Origin of the sequence: uncultured Campylobacter sp. (assembly GCF_937949835.1) — a bacterium.
Classification (GTDB): Bacteria; Campylobacterota; Campylobacteria; order Campylobacterales; family Campylobacteraceae; genus Campylobacter_B.
In genome coordinates, this window is record NZ_CALEDC010000302.1 from 1 (window position 1) to 17,155 (window position 17,155).

General features: G+C 48.2%; 15 protein-coding genes and 2 pseudogenes. 10 read left to right on the forward strand and 7 right to left on the reverse strand.

Annotated features, from left to right (window positions below; translation table 11 throughout):
* The 7 genes and pseudogenes from Q0256_RS06855 to Q0256_RS06885 form a co-directional block, all read right to left on the reverse strand.
* Positions 1-433: pseudogene (locus Q0256_RS06855) on the reverse strand (hypothetical protein); the annotation flags it as partial.
* On the reverse strand, positions 417-1,505 hold the full coding sequence (locus Q0256_RS06860) for a nitronate monooxygenase (RefSeq protein WP_297961520.1): 1,089 nt from the start codon (positions 1,503-1,505) through the stop codon (positions 417-419). The gene Q0256_RS06860 and the pseudogene Q0256_RS06855, both read right to left, overlap by 17 nt.
* The gene (gene tyrS, locus Q0256_RS06865) at positions 1,505-2,710 is read right to left on the reverse strand and encodes a tyrosine--tRNA ligase (RefSeq protein WP_177389336.1); all 1,206 of its coding nucleotides are present in this window, start codon (positions 2,708-2,710) and stop codon (positions 1,505-1,507) included. Before tyrS ends, Q0256_RS06860 begins: the two co-directional genes overlap by 1 nt.
* A 14-nt stretch (positions 2,711-2,724) precedes the next feature.
* Positions 2,725-4,917, reverse strand: a complete 2,193-nt coding sequence (locus Q0256_RS06870) for a RelA/SpoT family protein (protein WP_297961523.1) — start codon at positions 4,915-4,917, stop codon at positions 2,725-2,727.
* Positions 4,895-5,113, reverse strand: a complete 219-nt coding sequence (locus tag Q0256_RS06875; RefSeq protein WP_177389340.1) for a DNA-directed RNA polymerase subunit omega — start codon at positions 5,111-5,113, stop codon at positions 4,895-4,897. The genes Q0256_RS06870 and Q0256_RS06875 overlap by 23 nt, the downstream gene beginning before the upstream one ends.
* Before the next feature lie 23 nt (positions 5,114-5,136).
* Positions 5,137-5,856, reverse strand: coding sequence for a UMP kinase (pyrH, locus tag Q0256_RS06880; RefSeq protein WP_005872284.1), 720 nt, complete (start codon positions 5,854-5,856; stop codon positions 5,137-5,139).
* 64 nt (positions 5,857-5,920) lie between these two features.
* Positions 5,921-7,264, reverse strand: a complete 1,344-nt coding sequence (locus tag Q0256_RS06885; protein WP_297961526.1) for an apolipoprotein N-acyltransferase — start codon at positions 7,262-7,264, stop codon at positions 5,921-5,923.
* Here Q0256_RS06885 and yajC point away from each other — a divergent pair.
* The 10 genes and pseudogenes from yajC to Q0256_RS06930 form a co-directional block, all read left to right on the forward strand.
* On the forward strand, positions 7,240-7,512 hold the full coding sequence (yajC, locus tag Q0256_RS06890; protein ID WP_005872282.1) for a preprotein translocase subunit YajC: 273 nt from the start codon (positions 7,240-7,242) through the stop codon (positions 7,510-7,512). The two genes, Q0256_RS06885 and yajC, sit on opposite strands and share 25 nt — an antisense overlap.
* A complete protein-coding gene (secD, locus tag Q0256_RS06895) occupies positions 7,502-9,106 on the forward strand; it encodes a protein translocase subunit SecD (protein WP_297961529.1) in 1,605 nt (534 codons plus the stop codon). Before yajC ends, secD begins: the two co-directional genes overlap by 11 nt.
* Positions 9,090-10,058 carry a protein translocase subunit SecF gene (gene secF / locus Q0256_RS06900; protein ID WP_291935970.1) on the forward strand — a complete coding sequence of 323 codons (969 nt, stop codon included), beginning with the start codon at positions 9,090-9,092 and terminating at the stop codon, positions 10,056-10,058. Before secD ends, secF begins: the two co-directional genes overlap by 17 nt.
* A gap of 9 nt (positions 10,059-10,067) precedes the next feature.
* On the forward strand, positions 10,068-10,409 hold the full coding sequence (locus tag Q0256_RS06905; protein WP_005872279.1) for a DUF6394 family protein: 342 nt from the start codon (positions 10,068-10,070) through the stop codon (positions 10,407-10,409).
* A 9-nt stretch (positions 10,410-10,418) separates the two neighbouring features.
* Positions 10,419-12,866 carry a leucine--tRNA ligase gene (leuS, locus tag Q0256_RS06910; RefSeq protein ID WP_297961532.1) on the forward strand — a complete coding sequence of 816 codons (2,448 nt, stop codon included), beginning with the start codon at positions 10,419-10,421 and terminating at the stop codon, positions 12,864-12,866.
* 6 nt (positions 12,867-12,872) lie between these two features.
* Entirely contained in the window at positions 12,873-13,412 is a 540-nt protein-coding gene (lptE, locus tag Q0256_RS06915) for an LPS assembly lipoprotein LptE (protein ID WP_297961535.1), read from the forward strand.
* A 37-nt stretch (positions 13,413-13,449) separates the two neighbouring features.
* A pseudogene (locus Q0256_RS11620) lies at positions 13,450-13,623 on the forward strand (bifunctional folylpolyglutamate synthase/dihydrofolate synthase); the annotation flags it as partial.
* Between the two features lie 141 nt (positions 13,624-13,764).
* Positions 13,765-15,018: a bifunctional folylpolyglutamate synthase/dihydrofolate synthase gene (locus Q0256_RS06920; RefSeq protein ID WP_367271946.1), complete on the forward strand. Its 1,254-nt coding sequence runs from the start codon at positions 13,765-13,767 to the stop codon at positions 15,016-15,018.
* Complete coding sequence (locus Q0256_RS06925; protein WP_005872272.1) at positions 15,011-15,904, forward strand: M23 family metallopeptidase; 894 nt, start codon at positions 15,011-15,013, stop codon at positions 15,902-15,904. The genes Q0256_RS06920 and Q0256_RS06925 overlap by 8 nt, the downstream gene beginning before the upstream one ends.
* Positions 15,904-17,155, forward strand: a 1,252-nt coding sequence (locus tag Q0256_RS06930; RefSeq protein WP_297961538.1) for a CarD family transcriptional regulator, incomplete at its 3' end; no start/stop codon positions are given. The genes Q0256_RS06925 and Q0256_RS06930, both read left to right, overlap by 1 nt.

The following is a 17,155-nucleotide window of genomic DNA, read 5'->3' on the forward strand; positions in this document are numbered from 1 at the left end:
TTTTGGAAGTGGAATTTTTTGAATTCTTAGAATTTTTAGAGGCGGAGGCTTTGGGGTTATGCGCTAAATTTGAAGCATTTTTCTCGTCCGAGCTTTTGGAATTTTTTGCGTTTTCATCTTTGAGTTTTTTAGAATTCGTGCTGCTATCGCTTGCTTTGCCCTGTAATTTGGCTAGCGCAGATTCATAAGGCGAGGAGTCGAGTCCTAAATTTTTCGAGCTGTAAACCAGCCTCTTTAGCGCTTTGATGCGGACTTCTTTATCGGACGCGCCTTGGTAGAGCGATTTTAGCTCCTTGTGCAGCGAGCGCTTATAATTTGGCGTCGCTACGATGAAATCCTTGTCGAATTTCGCAAAAAACGCCTCGCTGGAAGCTCCAAACGCCAATACGCAGCTAAAAGCTGCGATTAGAAAAATTTTAACTATCTTCGCCATTTACAAGTTTTTCTATCAATTCCTTCACGGATATTATCTCGTTTAATCGCCATCCGTTCGCGCCGGTAAAAAACAGACCGCTTTGCGTTCTGCCTAGATATGCGTCGCTTAAGCGGTCGGCGATGCAGTATCCTACGGCATTAGCGCCTTTGCCGCGCTCGCAAGGGCTTACGCAGTTGCTGATACAGCGGATCTTAGGTGCCGTGCCTGCGGCGATCATATCTTGCAGATTGGTATGAATTCCGCGCGCAGGGTAGCCTACGGGCGATTTTAGAAGCCGGATGTCCTCTTTTTTGGCATTAAGAAGCACCTGCTTAAATTCCTCCGCGGCGTCGCATTCAAAGGTGCCGATGAAGCGCGTACCCATCTGCACGCCATCCGCGCCCAAAGATTTCACGCGATCTATGTCGCTCTTATCCCAAATTCCGCCTGCGACGAATAGCGGGAAACTGCCCCATTGCGAGATTTCTGCTTTTACTTGCGGGATTAGATTATCCAGCGCAAACGCCGGATCGCCGCACTGCTCGTAGGTAAAGCCCTGATGTCCGCCGCTAAGAGGGCCTTCGAGCACTACGGCGTCGGGAATTCTGTCGTAGCGCTGCTTCCAGCGTTTGGCGATGATTTTAAGAGCCTTGGCGGAGGAGACGATAGGCACGAGCGCGACGTCCGGAAAATCTGCCGTAAATTCCGGCAGATTGGTAGGAAGTCCCGCGCCGCTTATGATGATGTCGATACCCGCCTCGCATGTGTCGCGCACGATGCGCTCGTAGTCGTTCGCCGCGCACATTACGTTCATCCCCAAAGGCGCATCGCCACAAATTTTACGGGCGTTTTGCACGATGGCAAAAAGCGCCTCTTTGCTATAAAAATTCTCGCTTTGATAGGGTCTGCCCTCGAGCGATTTTTTGGCAAATTTAAGATTTTCGTAGTAGCCGGTGCCGACCGAGCTAATGACGCCTAGACAGCCGTTTAGGCTGACATTGCCGGCTAGCTTGTCCCAGCTGATACCAAGTCCCATGCCGCCTTGAATTATCGGGTGCGCAATCTCGTGTTTGCCTATCTTTATACTCATTAATCCACCTTTAATTTAGCGAATTTTTTCTTTCCTACTTGGAGTGTATATTCGCCCGAGCTAAGCTGAAGCTGCTCATCTAAAATTTTATTTTGATCGATACTGACGGCGTTTGATTTTATCAACCTGCGCGCATCCGAGCTAGAGACTGCGAGCTTGCAGCTGATGAGCGCCTTTACAATCCATGCAGGCGAGCTTACGTGATATTCCTTGATCTCGCTAGGAAGCTCGCCGGCACCGTGGACGCGGTCAAATTCCTGCTTGGCTTCAAAGGCGGTGTTTTCGTCATAAAATTGCGTGACGATCTCGGAGGCAAGCTCCTCCTTAACCGCCTTGGGATGGATCGAACCATCCGCCACGAAGCCTTTTATTAGCTCAATATCTTCGCTGCTTTTTTGGCTTAACAGATTATACCAATCCCACATTAACGCATCGCTGATACTCATCACCTTGCCGTACATATCGTGCGGCGTATCGGTTACGCCGATGTAGTTACCCAGGCTCTTGCTCATCTTATTCGTGCCGTCGGTACCTACCAAAAGCGGCATCATCACGACGCTTTGTTCTTTGCCGACATCATAAATTCTTTGCAGCTGGCGACCCATTAAAAGATTAAATTTCTGATCGGTGCCGCCGAATTCTATATCGCATTTCATGCAAACGCTGTCGTATCCTTGCAGTAGCGGATACATAAACTCGCTGATGCTGATCGGCTGCTCTGCCTTGTAGCGCTTCTCAAAGTCGTCGCGCTCGAGCATCCTGGCAACATTAAAAGTGCTTGATAGCTCGATCATACCGCTAGCACCCAGGCGGTTGGTCCATTCGGAATTAAACATCACCTTGGTTTTTGCAGGATTTAAAATTTTAAAGACCTGCTGCTCGTAGGTTTTGGCGTTTTGAAGCACAACTTCGCGCGCTAGCTTTTTGCGAGTCTCGCTCTTGCCTGTAGGATCGCCGATTTGAGCGGTAAAATCGCCGATTAGAAACTGCACGATCGCGCCGTGGTTTTGTAAAAACGCAAGCTTATTTAGAACGACGGCGTGTCCTAGGTGTAGATCCGCAGCAGTGGGATCCATGCCGATTTTGACGTAAAAGACCTCGCCGCTGTCGTAATAGCGCCTAATCAGCGCCTCGATCTGCTCTTCGCCGATGATCTCCGCGACGCCGCGCTTAAAATTTTCCATAATGCCTTGAATGTCAGCCATTTGCTCTCCCTTATTTAGTTTTTATATACGTCCGTAAGCGATACGAAATCCACGATTTTAAAGCGGTTTTTGAGTTTATCTTTAATCTCCGTGGAGTCTAAATTTTCGTTTAGCTCGATGATGATCTCAAAATAATCCGACGTCGTTTCGCTATTTTCGTTGAGGCTTATCGACACTAGATCGACCTCGAGCTTGACTAAATAGTTCAAAAACGTCGCCAGCGAGCCGCGCTTGTTTTCTAAATTTAATATGATCTTGTAGCGGTGCGGCGCATTGCGCGTCCATTTTACGAAGATCATCTCATCGGTTTTGATTAGCTCGCTTGCGCGTTCGCACAGCTTATGATGCACCGTCACGCCGTGTCCGTTGCGAAAGCCGATGATGTCGTCACCGCGCTTTGGGTTGCAGCAGTAATCAAACTCGACCTCGTCGATTTTAAAATTTGAATACACCACGATGTTGTCAAATTTTTGCTTCTCGATCTCATACTTGCTGCGAAATTTCATATTGAAAAATTTCTCTTTGAGCGGGTATTTTTTCAGCGCATTTACGACGTCTTTTAAAAATACCGAGTCATAGGCTGCTTTGCCGATCTTTTTGCTTAAATTTTCTTTTTCAAGCCAGCTTAAAATGCTCTCCTTGCTCGTCGTAAAGATCGCGCATAAAATTTTAATCGCTACTTCAAAATTTATATCTCTGATCTTTTGCTTGCAAAATGCCTTTATCGTCGCGCGCGCCTTGCCAGTTTTGACCGAGCTTAGCCAGCTGCAGCGGTAGTGTGGCTCGCTTCCGGTGATGATATGAACGATATCTCCGTTTTTAAGCTCCGTTAGAAGCGGCACCTTGACGCGGTTTATGAAGGCCTCGGTCGCTTTTAAGCCCACTTGAGAGTGTATCTCGTAGGCGTAATCAAGCGCCGTAGCACCGCGCGGCAATGTAAAAATTCCGCCCTTGGGCGAATATACGGCGATATCCTCGACGTAGAGGCTGTCTTTAGCGTATTCGTAAAGATCCTCGGCGTTGGCGTCGTCCTCTTCCTGCATGCCGATGTCGTTTAGCCAATCAAGCTTCGGATTGATCGAGCCGCTATATTTATACTTCCAGTGCGCTGCGACGCCGAATTCTGCGGTGTTGTGCATATCGAAGGTGCGGATCTGCACCTCTACGATCATACTTTCATTAAAAACGGTCGTGTGGATCGTCTGATATCCGTTTTGCTTCGGAAGCGCGATATAATCCTTAAAGCGCGATATGAGCGGATTAAATTTAGTATGGATTATACCAAGCGCCAAGTAGCAATCCATCGGCTTTTGCACGATGATGCGGATAGCCAAAAGATCAAGCACCTCCTCGATCGAAATTCCTTTGCGCTGCATCTTTAAAAAGATCGAGTAGTAGTGCTTCATTCGCTTTTGGATCTCAAAGCTACCTTCACTAAAGCCGTTTGAAAGCATATACTCTTTGATCTTTTCGCTAAATTTGCTCAAGCTCATCTGAAGCTGCTGCTTATGCTCTTCGACGTAATCGGCGATCGCCGAATACTCTTTAGGCATGACGTATTTGAAGCTAAGATCTTCAAGCACGTTTTTGATTGATGAAATTCCAAGCCTGTGCGCGATCGGCGCGTAAACCAAAAGCGTCTCCTCGCCGATACGTTTTTGTTTATCTGGGCGAAGTGCGTCTAGGGTTAGCATATTGTGCAGCCTATCGCAGAGCTTGACTACCAAAACGCGCTGATCGTTAATGGAGATCATCAGCATCCTGCGGAAGGTAAGTGCGGTGGTGCGAAGCTTGGCGTTACTATCGCCGGATGGAGCCAGTTTATCCTCCCTGATGTTTACGATTTTAGTAAGCCCTTCTACGATTTTGGCTACTTCGTCGCCGAATCTTTGTCTAACCTGCTCGATGCTGTAATCTGTATCCTCTACTACGTCGTGTAGTAGCGCAGATATCACCATCGCGTCGTCTCCGCCCATAAAAGATACGAAGCAGGCTACCAAAATCGGATGGATCGCATACGGCTCGCCGCTTTTGCGAAACTGCCCGTCATGCTGAGCGATGCATAAATTTATAGCATCCACCAGCAGCGGAGTGGGCTCTTTTAGATTATAAAGCAGCTGCTTGGCGCTTTGAATGTCTTTGGTATCGACGACATCGTCGATGAGACTTTCTAAGAAGTTATCATTAATCCTTGTCAACGATTCCATCTAATGCGATCTTACCTTCGGCTAGTTCCAAGATTGCTATATCGGCAAATTTCATCTTGCGAGTATCTACATTCTCTATCAGCGGCGGTTCGCCCGCAGCTAGCTGCTCGGCGCGTTTGCTTATCATCAAAGATAGCTTATATCGGTCTCCACCCGTTACTTTTAAAGCCTTGGCTACTATTTGTTCGGTTCTCATCAATTCTCCTTAAATTTAAAATTTCAGTTTTTTACGATCGAGCAGGAGCTTAGATCTCCGCCATCGACGATTTTGTATAAATTTCCGCTCTTAAACATATTGCACACGATGATCGGAAGCGCATTGTCTTTAGCAAGCGCGATAGCCGTATCGTCCATCACCCTGATGTTGTCGTGCAGGGCTTGATCGTAAGTGACTTTGGAAAGCAATTTGGCGTCTTTAAATTTTTGCGGATCTTTGTCGTAGATCCCCATTACCTTGGTGGCTTTTATGATAGCGTCGGCTCCGATCTCGATCGCGCGGAGAGTGCCCGCAGTATCGGTCGTGAAGAATGGATTTCCCGTGCCCGCGGCAAAGATCACGACGCGACCTTTTTCGAGGTGCCTTTTGGCGCGGCCGATGATGAAGGTCTCGCAGATCGCTTCCATCTTTATCGCGCTTTGCACGCGTACGTCCATGCCTGCGTATTCTAGCGCCTCTCTCATCGCGATTGCGTTGATGACGGTGGCTAGCATACCCATATGATCGCCGCTGGTGCGTTTGATGATACCGCTAGCTGCGGCGCTTACGCCTCTTATGATGTTGCCGCCGCCGATTACGATGCCTACTTCGATGCCGCCCTCTACGAGCTGCTTGATCTCTTTGGCGATAAATTTTAAAATTTCGCTGTCAATCCCAAAGCCGTTCTCTCCCGCTAGCGCTTCACCCGAAAATTTTACGAGTATGCGATTGTATTTAGCCATAAATTTAGCTCCTAATAAAATTTTAAAATATTACCTAAAAGTCGTTTAAAAATAACTTTTTAGGCTATTTTAGATGATCTTTAAGGCGGTTTATCCAGATCTTTTTCGGAGCGATTATTTCGCTAGCGCTGCCGTTTACGGCGTGATAGATCAATGTGCCGTGCAAGCTCGCGTAGTAGCGGATTATGAGGCGCTGCAAATAGGGCTCGTAGCTCGGCACGAACCAGCCGTTATTGCTGATCGCTACGACGTATTTGGGCGAGCCCTCGTAAAGCTCTGCGCGCGTAGCCTCGTAGCAAACGGCGCTTCTTACGCTTCGCCCGCCAAGCTCGTAGTCGCTAAAGCCACTAGCCGTCGAAAAATCGGTCGCGCCGCCTAACAGCACGCGGTTGATAAAATTTCGCGCAAATTCGGGCAGCGGAACCATTTCGCCAAACGGCACCAAAATGTGCTTATCGAAGCGCTTCATTTCCCCGTTCGCAAAAAGATAGGCGCTGTTGTAAAATTTCCCGTTCTCATACGCCTCCGCGCCCGCTACGATAGTAATTGCGCGCGATTTTTCTTTTAGGGCTTCAACTAGCACGTTTTCTAAATTTAGCGGCATCGCAAAGGCGCTCTCGGGCAAAATTATCGCGTCTTGTCCCTCTGCGATCGCATCATCAATCCGAGCCAAATTTGCCAACGCGGCGGATAAAATTTTATCTTTCGCCCAGATGTCATGCTGCGAAATATCGGTGTTTGCGAGTGAAATTTTAATCGGTAGCGGCTCGGGCTCTTTTTGGCTGAATTGCAGCGCGCAGATCAAAAATACCGCAAAGATCGTGGCATTAAGCTTAGCCGCCGCGCTGCGCCCATGTAGATACAAAACTGAGCAAAGCCCTGCTAAAATCAGAGCCAGCGCGCTAAGATCGGCTCTGAAAATTCCATGGCTTAGCAGCAGTTCAAAATTTAGCCAATCAAAGCCGAAAGGGTGGATAAATTTTAGAATTAAAAGGCAGGCAGCGCGCAAAACCGGCGCGTCAAAGATCGCAAAGATGCGGAAAATAAAGGCATAAACGAGGCAAATTCCAAGAATTTCAAGCGGGATCAAAAACGCAAGATCGAAATAGATCAGACTGAAGCTGATCCAGTGCATCCACAGCGCGCCGATAAAAAATCCGCACCAAAACCACTCCGCCTTGCTTGCTTTTAGTAGATAAAAAAGTGCTGCTATCGCAATTAGAGGCGAGAAAAATTCCGCCGCCAAAGCGCCTAAGCTGTCAAATTTAGAGCTTAAAATTTCTACGAAAATAAAATTTGAAAGCGCAAGGGCAAGAACAAAGCCTTTATTTATGTAACTTAATGTAAAATAGCTACTTTTTAAATTTCTAATGAAGGAAACACATGGAACAAGGAAACTTCTTTGCATCAATCCTGCCTATCGTCGTAATCTTCGCGATTATGTATTTTTTGATTATCAGACCGCAGCAAAAGCAGGCCAAGGATCATAAAGCGATGGTCGATGCGCTCGGCAAAGGCGATAAGATCATAACTAGCGGTGGCATAAAATGCACGGTCGTGAAAACAAACAATGATTTTATCACAGTTAAGCTTAACGATGAGGTCATGGTTGAGCTGGATAAACAATTTGTGGCAAGAAAATTAGATGAGCAGTAAAATTTCATACCGTCTGCTGATCTTTTTGGCTGCGGTAATTTTTTCGGCGATTTTTGCCGCGCCTTCGATCTTTCAGACCGAAAAGGGAAGCAAGATAAACTTGGGTTTGGATCTGCAAGGCGGCCTGCATATGCTTTTGGAAGTTCAAAGCGACGAGGCGGTCGTTTCAAAGATCAAATCGATCGCCGCGAGCGTCAATTACGCCGCCAAGCGCGATGATCTGCTGATGGATGGGCTAAAATTGGAAGGCGATTCGTTTGAGTTTGAAATTTTAGACGCGGACGAGGCCTCTAAATTTGATGCGATTTTGCATAGTGCCGCAAGCGGATTAGACATTCAAAAATCTGGCGAAAAATACCGCGTCACACTAACGCCTGAGGAGGTCGAAGCGACTAAAAAATACGCGATCGAACAGGCCGTAGAAACTATCCGCAACCGTTTGGATCAATTCGGACTTGCGGAGCCTACAGTAGCAAAGCAGGGCGAGAGCTATATTTTGGTTGAGCTTCCTGGTGTCAAAAGTGCAGCGGATGAGCAGCGCGCCAAGGATCTGATCGCCAAAGCGGCTCACTTGCAGCTTATGGCGGTGGACGACGTGCGCCAAGACCGCGCGCAGACTATCAGCGCAGCGGATGCCAGAGCTTACGGCGACGTGATCTACCCGGACGTTAAAAATCCGAATTACAAGTATCTCATAAACGAAATTCCAGTGCTTGATGGCGCGATGCTGGTCGATGCGAAGGTTGCCTTCGATCAGCACACCAACCAGCCGATCATAAATTTTACGCTGAACTCTCAAGGCGCTCAAATTTTTGGCGATTTTACCGGCAAAAACGTCGGTAAGCGTCTAGCTATCGTGCTTGATGGCAAGGTTTACTCCGCGCCGCGCATTAACGAGCGTATCGGCGGCGGTAGCGGTCAGATCAGCGGCGGATTTAGCGTCGAGGAGGCGCACGACGTAGCGATTGCGCTTAGAAGCGGCGCGCTTTTGGCTCCTGTTAAAGTCTCAGAGACACGCAGCATCGGCCCTAGCCTAGGACAAGATAGCATCGATAAAAGTATGGCGGCGCTTAGTCTTGCAGCGGTTGCGATTTTGATCTTTATGATTTTATACTACGGCGTAGCGGGACTTTTTGCCGATATCGCGCTTACGGTCAATATCTTGTTTTTGATAGCTTGTATGGCGCTATTCGGCGCTACTTTGACGCTTCCTGGAATGGCTGGAATCGTACTAACTATCGGAATGGCGGTAGATGCGAACGTCATCATTAACGAGCGCGTTAGAGAGGTGCTAAGGACGGGAGTTTCAATCCGCCAAAGTATAAATAAAGGCTATGAAAACGCGATGAGCGCGATCGTGGATTCAAATATCACTACGCTAATTACTTCTGCTGCGCTTTATGCTTACGGCACGGGTCCAGTGAAGGGCTTTGCCGTCACGATGAGTATCGGTATCGTAGCGTCGATGATAACGGCTATTTTAGGCACTCACGGAATGTTTGAGCTAGTAATGGATAAGATGGAAAAGAGCAAAAATACCGCGCTTTGGCTCGGTTATAAAGTAAGAGGAGGCGCAAATGCAAGTGTTCGATAAGGGCAAAATTTATGATTTTATGAAATTTAGATATTTTACCTTTGCGCTTTCTGCTGTTTTGATAATAGGCTCTATTGCGCTATTTTTCATTAAGGGCATTAATTACGGCATCGATTTTAGCGGCGGTACGCTCATTCAGGTTAAATACGACGCTAAAGCACCGCTTGATGAGATCAGAAAGCGCTTCGAAGCGGCAAATTTAGGCAATATCAACGTTACGGAATTCGGTAGCGATCAAGAGGTCACGATTAGATATTCAGGCGCTGCGAGTGAACTGGGCGATAATCCTGCTTTAGCGGCGCAAAAAATTTTGCAAGGCAGCGGAAACTTCGACATTCGCAAGGTCGATATCGTAGGTCCTAAAGTCGGCGAGGAGCTTCGCACAAACGGAATTTTAGCGGTATGCGTGTCGTTTGCGCTCATTTTGGTTTATATCACCCTGCGGTTTGAGTGGAGATTTGCGATTGCAGCCGTACTATCGGATCTGCACGACGTCGTAGTCGCCGTAGGCGCGATGATTTTAGCCGGCGTGGATTTCAACCTTGAAATTCTAGCCGCACTGCTAACTATAATGGGCTACTCGCTTAACGATACCATCGTTGTTTTCGATAGAATTCGAGAAGGTGTAAAAGATAGTAAATCGATTAAGCTTGACGAGGTTATAAACGAATCAATCTCCCACACGCTATCGCGCACGCTGCTTACTTCGCTTACGACTCTCATCGTCATCGTGATTTTATTCGTCTGGGGCGGCGAGATGATCCACGGCTTTAGCTTCGTGATGCTAATAGGCGTCATAGCAGGAACATTCAGCTCCGTATTTGTAGCTGCTCCGATGCTGATTTTGTTTAAATTTAATGTCGAGAAGTACCGCGCGTTTTTGGCTGAAAAACAGCGCCGTATCAAAGAGAAAGAAAAGAATCGCGCCATGTATGAAAAAGGCACGGTGTAAGGATAGAAGATGAACTGGGGAAGGGTAATTTACATATTTTTTGCGCTGATGAGTATGACTACGATAGGCGGGTTTTTGTATGAGAAGAATGAAATTTTACTTTTCATAGCAACCAGCGTGAATGCAGTCTCGACGCTTTTGAAGGTAGGCGTGCGAAATATGCTAGCAGCTGAGCTTTTTGCAAGCTCGCTCGTAGCGGATCTGCATCTCATACCGGCGTTCGTTTTGATTGTAGTAGCGCCGGGAGATCTGTCGATCGTGACCTCGCTTGCGATCGGCGCGCTACTTGCAAACTTTTTCTCGCTAATTTTAATAGCGATTGAGTCGGCAAAAACTAAAGACGAATTCTAGGAGCGCAAAATGCCTTACGATAGTAAAAGTATTGAGCTTAAATGGCAGAAAATTTGGGACGAAGAGGGAGTTTTCGAGCCTAAGGACGATTATAGCCTGCCTAAAAAATATATCCTTTCGATGTTTCCTTACCCAAGCGGTCGCATCCATATGGGGCACGTGCGAAACTACAGCATCGGCGACGCTTTGAGCCGCTACTACAGGCTGCGCGGATACAACGTGCTTCAGCCGATCGGCTTTGATAGCTTCGGAATGCCTGCGGAAAACGCGGCGATCAAACACGGCACTCATCCCAAAACTTGGACCTACGAAAATATCGATTATATGAAAAACGAGCTGCACCGCCTTGGCTTTAGCTTTTCGGCTCGTCGTATGCTTGCTACCTCCGATCCGCTTTATACGCGCTGGGAGCAGGAATTTTTCATCAAACTTTTTGAAAAAGGGCTTATCTATAGAAAAAGCGCCGTGGTCAATTGGTGCGAGCACGATCAGACGGTGCTTGCCAACGAGCAGGTCGAAGAGGGTAAATGCTGGCGCTGCGGCAACGAGGTCGTGCAAAAGCAGATGCCGGGATATTATCTAAAAATCACCGCTTACGCGCAGGAGCTTTTGGATTGCCTAAAACAGCTTGAGGGCAAGTGGCCCGCTCAGGTGCTTACGATGCAGGAAAACTGGATCGGGCGCAGCGAGGGTTTGGAATTTAGCTTTAAATTTGACGAGCAAAGCAGCGCCAAGCTTGGCGGCATCGAGGGCTTTAAGGTTTTTACGACGCGCCCCGATACGATTTACGGTATGAGCTACGCGGCGCTTGCGCCGGAGCACGAGGTCGTAAAGAGGCTTTTGGATAAAGGCTTACTTGACGCCCAGGCTGCGGCGAAGGTGAGAGAAATTTTAAATCAAAGCCCGCGCGAACGCCAAGCAAGCGATAAAGACGGTGTGAGCCTCGGAATCAGCGTGCTTCATCCGCTAAGCGGCAAAAAGATCCCTGTTTGGACCGCAAATTTCGTCCTAGCCGAATACGGCGGCGGCGCGGTTATGGCGGTGCCTGCGCACGATGAGAGAGACTTCGAGTTTGCGAAGAAATTTAACCTGCCGATCATTCAAAGTATCGCGCCTAAAAACGGCGATTACGACGCTAGCAAAGCTTACGTAGAGAGCGGAGTTTTGGTAAATTCCGCGGAATTTAGCGGCATGGATAGCGAGAAAGCAAAAAGCGCCGTTATCTCAAAATTTGAGGAGTTAAAGCTCGGACGCCGCGTGGTAAATTTTAAACTGCGCGATTGGGGAGTGAGCCGCCAACGCTACTGGGGCGCGCCGATCCCGATGATCCACTGCCCAAAATGCGGGCTGGTAAGCGAGGAAATTTCAAATCTGCCCGTAGAGCTTCCGCAGGATATTAAGATCACCGGTAAGGGCAATCCGCTGGATACGCATCCTAGCTGGAAATTTTGTAAATGCCCTAAATGCGGTAGCGACGGGGTGCGCGAGACCGACACGCTCGATACATTTTTTGAAAGTTCGTGGTATTTCGCGCGCTACGCAAGCGATGAGCGGACGTGGCAGCAGCGGGCGTTTGACGAGCAAAGCGTGAACTACTGGATGAACGTCGATCAGTATATCGGCGGCATCGAGCACGCGATCCTGCACCTTTTATACGCGAGATTTTTCCAAAAGGCTCTTCGCGACATAGGATATCTGCGCGATAGCGAGCCGTTTGAGCGGCTGCTAACCCAGGGCATGGTGCTAAAAGACGGCGCGAAAATGAGTAAAAGCAAGGGCAACACCGTTGATCCCGATGATATTATCGAGAGATACGGCGCCGATACGGCGAGACTTTTTATACTTTTTGCAGCACCTCCGCAAAAGGAGCTTGAGTGGAACGACAGCGCGGTAGAGGGCGCGTATAAATTTTTAAATCGCCTCTACGATCGCGCCGAAAACGCCTACGCTACGGATAAAATTCCGCAGATCGACCACGCCGTTTTGAATAAAGAGGAAAAATACGCCCGCCTCAAAGTTTACGAGGCGCTCAAGAAATCGCAGCAGGTTTATGAGAGCAGCTTTGCTTTTAATACCCTAATCGCTGCGTGTATGGAGGCGCTAAACGCGCTAAACGCGCAGAGTAACAAAGATGTATTCACCGAGGGCTACTTCGTGATCTTGTGCCTGCTCGAACCTATCGTGCCGCACATCTGTGCCGAGCTTAGCGAGAAGCTGTTTAAAAGACGAAATTTCGGTGAGCTGAGAGTTTGCGAAGAGGTATTCGAGAGCGATACGATCAAGCTTGCCGTCACGATTAACGGCAAAAAACGCGCCGAGTTTGAAGCGGATGCAGGCCTAAGCGAGGGCGAAATTTTAAGCCTTGCGAAGCAGAACTGTGCCAAATGGCTAGAGGGCAAGAGCGTCGTAAAAGAAATTTACGTCAAAAACAAGCTCGTAAATTTGGTGATAAAGTAGGCGAAGATGAGGAAAGTTTTAACCGTTTTTTGTTTGATTTTTTTGATCGGCTGCGGCTACAAGCCCGTTTCAAGGATTGCGAAAGAGACGATGAGTGGAAGCGTATTTGTGGATGTGATGATGAGCAAGACCGATCCGCAAAACACCGTCGCGATCAAAGACGCGATCAGGCAGGGTATAGTCCAGCGCCTAGGGATGAGCCTTGCAGATAAAAACTCGGCGCAGACGATCGTAGTAGCGAGCATAAAAAGCCTAAGCTTTAGCGAGCTTTCATACGATCAGTTCGGCTATGTCACTAGCTACCGAGCAAATCTCATCGTAAATTTTAGCACCAAGCTTAAAAACGGCGAGATTTTCAGCAAGGATTGCGTGGGCGATTACGATTTTAAAGTTAGCCGCCTAGTCAAAAATAGCTACGATACGAGCTCGATCATTAGCGATAAGGACCGCTACAAGGCGATCGAAAATGCCTCTGCGCAGGCGTTTGACGAGTTTATTTCGGCGCTTGCGATTAGGGGATTCAGACTTGAGCGGGCGCAGCATTAAAGAATTTTTGCAAAATCGCCCGATTTATTACAAAAAAATCGACTACGAGCGCTTCCCGCGGGCATATGCTGCCATTAAAGATAAAATTCCGCTCAAAAACGTCATTCAGATCATCGGCACCAACGGCAAGGGCAGCACCGGGCGGTTTTTGGCTAACGCGATCGCCGCAGCAGGCTTTAGCGTCGGGCACTACACCAGCCCGCATGTTTTTAGGCTCAACGAGCGCATCTATCTAGGCGGACGCATCGCGCAAAGCCATGTTTTTGCGTTAAATTCAGGCGCTTCAAATTTTAAAAACGAACAAAATTCCGTTTCGGCGTCAAATTTTACGGAAAGACAAAATTCCGAAAAAATGCAAAATTTTGCGAGCGGAGAAAATTCCGCCTCTCAAATTTCTATTTCTAATTTGCAAAATTCCACCACTCAGAATTCGCATGGTGAGCAGAATTCTGCCCTGCAAAACCCCGTTTATACCACGCAAAATTTTTATAGCGAGCAGAATTTTATAGCGCGAAATTCGATCGATACGCAAAATTCTGCTTCTACACAAAATTTATGGAATTCTCAAGATCTCAAATCGCCGTCTGAGCAAAATTTAAAATTCTCACCGGAGCAAAATTTTAAATCTCAGCTAAGATCAAATTCCAAATCCGCTCAAAGCTCGCTTCCCATTTCGCTAGGGCGCGATGCTACGGATGAGGAGCTTGATTTCGCGCATGAGTTTTTGCAAGAGAGCTTGCCCGCGGAGTTTAAAGATAGCCTCTCGTATTTCGAGTATCTCACGCTTGCGGCGGCAGTGCTTTTTAGGGATTGCGATTACTGTGTGATTGAGGCTGGGATGGGCGGCGAGTTTGATGCTACATCGAGCTTCGGGCGCACGCTGTCGCTTTTTACACCGATCGGCACCGATCATTTAGGCATGCTAGGACAAAATCTAGAGCAGATCGCCCGTACCAAGCTAATTACGATGGATAAAGAAGCGATTTTAAGCGATGAGATGAGCGAAGTTCCGCTTCGTATCGCGCAGCAGATTGCAGAGCAAAAAGGAACTCATTTGAGGTTTGCAGCAGAGCTTTTAAGCAAGAGCGAGCAAGCGCAGATTGCGGAGTTTTGCGCACGCAACAATCTGCCTAAATTTCAAATTTCAAATTTAGCTCTAGCGCTTGCCGCGATGAAATTTTTAAATTTGAAATTTGAAATTTCACAGCTGCCGCCTCTAAATTTACGCGGCAGGATGGAAGTTTTGGCGCCGAATTTGCGCGTGGATGTTGGACACAACGAGCTTGCGGCACAGCAAGTCGCCCGCGAAATTACCGAAATCTACGGGGGCAGAAAGATCGTGCTAATTTACAATGCTTTTGCCGATAAGGACGTAGCTGCGGTGCTGCGGACTTTAGCACCCGTGGTAGAGCGCGTGGAGATCTTTAACTACGAGGTTGCGGATCGCGAAATGGCGGCAGAGGCGATAACCCGTGCGCTTGACGCGCTTAAAATTCCGCATTCGCCGTTTCGCGGCGAGCTTAGAGCGGACGAGGAGTATTTGGTTTTCGGCTCGTTTCATTTGGTAGAAAATTTTATTTTATGGCTTGAGGCGCGCCGTGGCTAAAACTAAACTTACCCTAAGCGATCACTTTGGCACCAAGACGCTGTATTTTGGCGAAAATTTTAGATTTCAACTTAAAATTTTATCCGCGTTTTTCGTAATTTTTCTGCTCGTTTTGTTTTTTGCGATATTTAAACTCGCTAGCGACCGCTCAAATTTAAAGGAGCTAAACAAAACCCTCTACGCCGAAAATCTCGCGCTTAAAGAGCAAAATATCGCGCTTGAGGGCAAAAATGAGGAGGTGCTTGCCAAGCTGGACGGACGCGAAGACGATGGAGGCGGGCTGGATAGTGATATCCAGGTAATGCTTGCGATGAATGAGATGAAAAAGGAGCGTAAAAAGGGCTCCGGCGCGCACATCGCAGCTAGCGAAAAAACGGCGAGCGCGATTCTTAGCGCTGTGCCTAACGGACTTCCGATGCAGTATCGCGGCGTTACTAGCCCTTTTGGGATGCGCACTCATCCAATCAGCGGCGTTATGAGGATGCACCACGGCATCGACTTGCGAGCAAGCGAGGGCACTCCGGTGTTTGCGACGGCAGAGGGCTTCGTGCAGTTTGCAGGCGGCAGTGGCAGCGGATATGGAATTTTAGTGATTTTATCGCACAATTACGGCTTTGAGACCCGCTACGGCCACCTTAGCTCCGCGGTCGTAACGCCCGGTTCTTGGGTTAAAAAGGGCGATCTTATCGGCTATAGCGGTAATACCGGCTACAGCACCGGTCCGCACTTGCATTATGAAGTTAGGTTTTTGGCTCAAAGTGTCGATCCTGCAAATTTTATGAGCTGGAACGCGCAAAATTTCAAAAATATCTCGACCTTAGAGCCTAACGTATCGTGGCAGGAGATCGCAAATGTCGTGCAGCACCAGATCGAAAGGTTTAAATAATGCAAGCCGAGGTTTACGAATACTTTTTGCAAAACCAAAAAGAGCTTTTGATCTGCGAGGACGATAAAGAGGCTGCGACGTGCGAGCAGGTGCTTAAATTTATGGGCTACGCGGCCTTTTGCCTGCCCGATTTTAGAGCAAGCTTCGGCGAGGATCTGCGCAGCTATATGGGCGAGCTTGCAGGCATCAGCACCGCTCTTAGCGCGTTTTACAAAGCAAGCGGCAAAAAAATTTTAATCTCGCCGGTTCGCACGATCCTAAATAAGCTCCCCGCCGCAAGCCATCTGCGCCCGCTAAATTTAAAATTTGGCGAAGAGTTAAACTTAAGCGAGCTGAAAGAGGAAATTTTGCGCCTTGGATACGACGTGCGCGACATCGTCGAAAGCATGGGCGAGGTGAGCTTCCGTGGCGAGATCATCGATATTTTTTCGGTAGGGAGCGAAAGCGCGGTTAGAATTCTGCTCGACGGCGAGACGGTCGAGAGTATCAGGCGCTTTGACGTCGCGACGCAAAAAAGCGAAAAAGATGAACTTGCGCAAGCAGAGATAGCGCCGTTTTTGGCAAATTTAAGCGAGGACGAGTTTGAGAGCGTGAGCGAAAAGATATCGCGCGCGGACAGCGACGCGTTAGCGCGCGATCTGGGCTCGCTAGGGTTTTGGTTCATCGACGGTTTCGTCGATTACGTGAGCGCGTTTGATTGCGTCTTGTTGCACGAGATCAAAAAGGATGAAATTTTTTCCGAGCGCAATTTGGATTTTTTAGACGCGATCGAGGTGCTGCCCGCAGCGCGCAAATTTAAAGATCTCGCGGTGACGCCGTCGCAGGAATTTTTTGAATTTCACCGCAGCGAGGCTATCACGCTGATCGCGCGAAACGACGCGCTGCTCGCGCCGTTTGATCTTAGCGGATTTAGCAATATCGAAATTTTACGCGAGGATTTCGTCGTAAATTTAATAAGCGCCGAGCGGATCATTCTTTCGCTAAACAAAGCGGCGCCTAAAAAGCGCGTGCGAAGATCGAGCCTAGCTCTGGATGAGCTAAACGTGGGCGATTTTGTCGTGCACGAAGATCACGGTATCGCTAAATTTAACGGGCTTGAGCTCATCGAGGTGATGGGGCGCAGCAAGGAGTTCGTGTCCCTACTCTACGAGGGCGGCGACAAACTGCTGCTGCCGGTCGAGTATCTAAATAAAATCGATCGCTACGTAGCAAGCGGCGGTGCGGTGAGCTTGGATCACCTGGGCAGGGCGA

Coding starts and splice junctions, on each gene's coding strand:
- pyrH (WP_005872284.1), bottom strand. CDS start 5,856: ATGGCTAAATACAATCGCATACTCGTAAAATTTTCGGGTGAAGCGCTA.
- leuS (WP_297961532.1), top strand. CDS start 10,419: ATGCCTTACGATAGTAAAAGTATTGAGCTTAAATGGCAGAAAATTTGG.
- secF (WP_291935970.1), top strand. CDS start 9,090: ATGCAAGTGTTCGATAAGGGCAAAATTTATGATTTTATGAAATTTAGA.
- Q0256_RS06870 (WP_297961523.1), bottom strand. CDS start 4,917: ATGGAATCGTTGACAAGGATTAATGATAACTTCTTAGAAAGTCTCATC.
- Q0256_RS06905 (WP_005872279.1), top strand. CDS start 10,068: ATGAACTGGGGAAGGGTAATTTACATATTTTTTGCGCTGATGAGTATG.
- Q0256_RS06875 (WP_177389340.1), bottom strand. CDS start 5,113: ATGAGAACCGAACAAATAGTAGCCAAGGCTTTAAAAGTAACGGGTGGA.
- tyrS (WP_177389336.1), bottom strand. CDS start 2,710: ATGGCTGACATTCAAGGCATTATGGAAAATTTTAAGCGCGGCGTCGCG.
- secD (WP_297961529.1), top strand. CDS start 7,502: ATGAGCAGTAAAATTTCATACCGTCTGCTGATCTTTTTGGCTGCGGTA.
- Q0256_RS06885 (WP_297961526.1), bottom strand. CDS start 7,264: ATGCAAAGAAGTTTCCTTGTTCCATGTGTTTCCTTCATTAGAAATTTA.
- lptE (WP_297961535.1), top strand. CDS start 12,873: ATGAGGAAAGTTTTAACCGTTTTTTGTTTGATTTTTTTGATCGGCTGC.
- yajC (WP_005872282.1), top strand. CDS start 7,240: ATGGAACAAGGAAACTTCTTTGCATCAATCCTGCCTATCGTCGTAATC.
- Q0256_RS06920 (WP_367271946.1), top strand. CDS start 13,765: ATGCAAAATTTTGCGAGCGGAGAAAATTCCGCCTCTCAAATTTCTATT.
- Q0256_RS06860 (WP_297961520.1), bottom strand. CDS start 1,505: ATGAGTATAAAGATAGGCAAACACGAGATTGCGCACCCGATAATTCAA.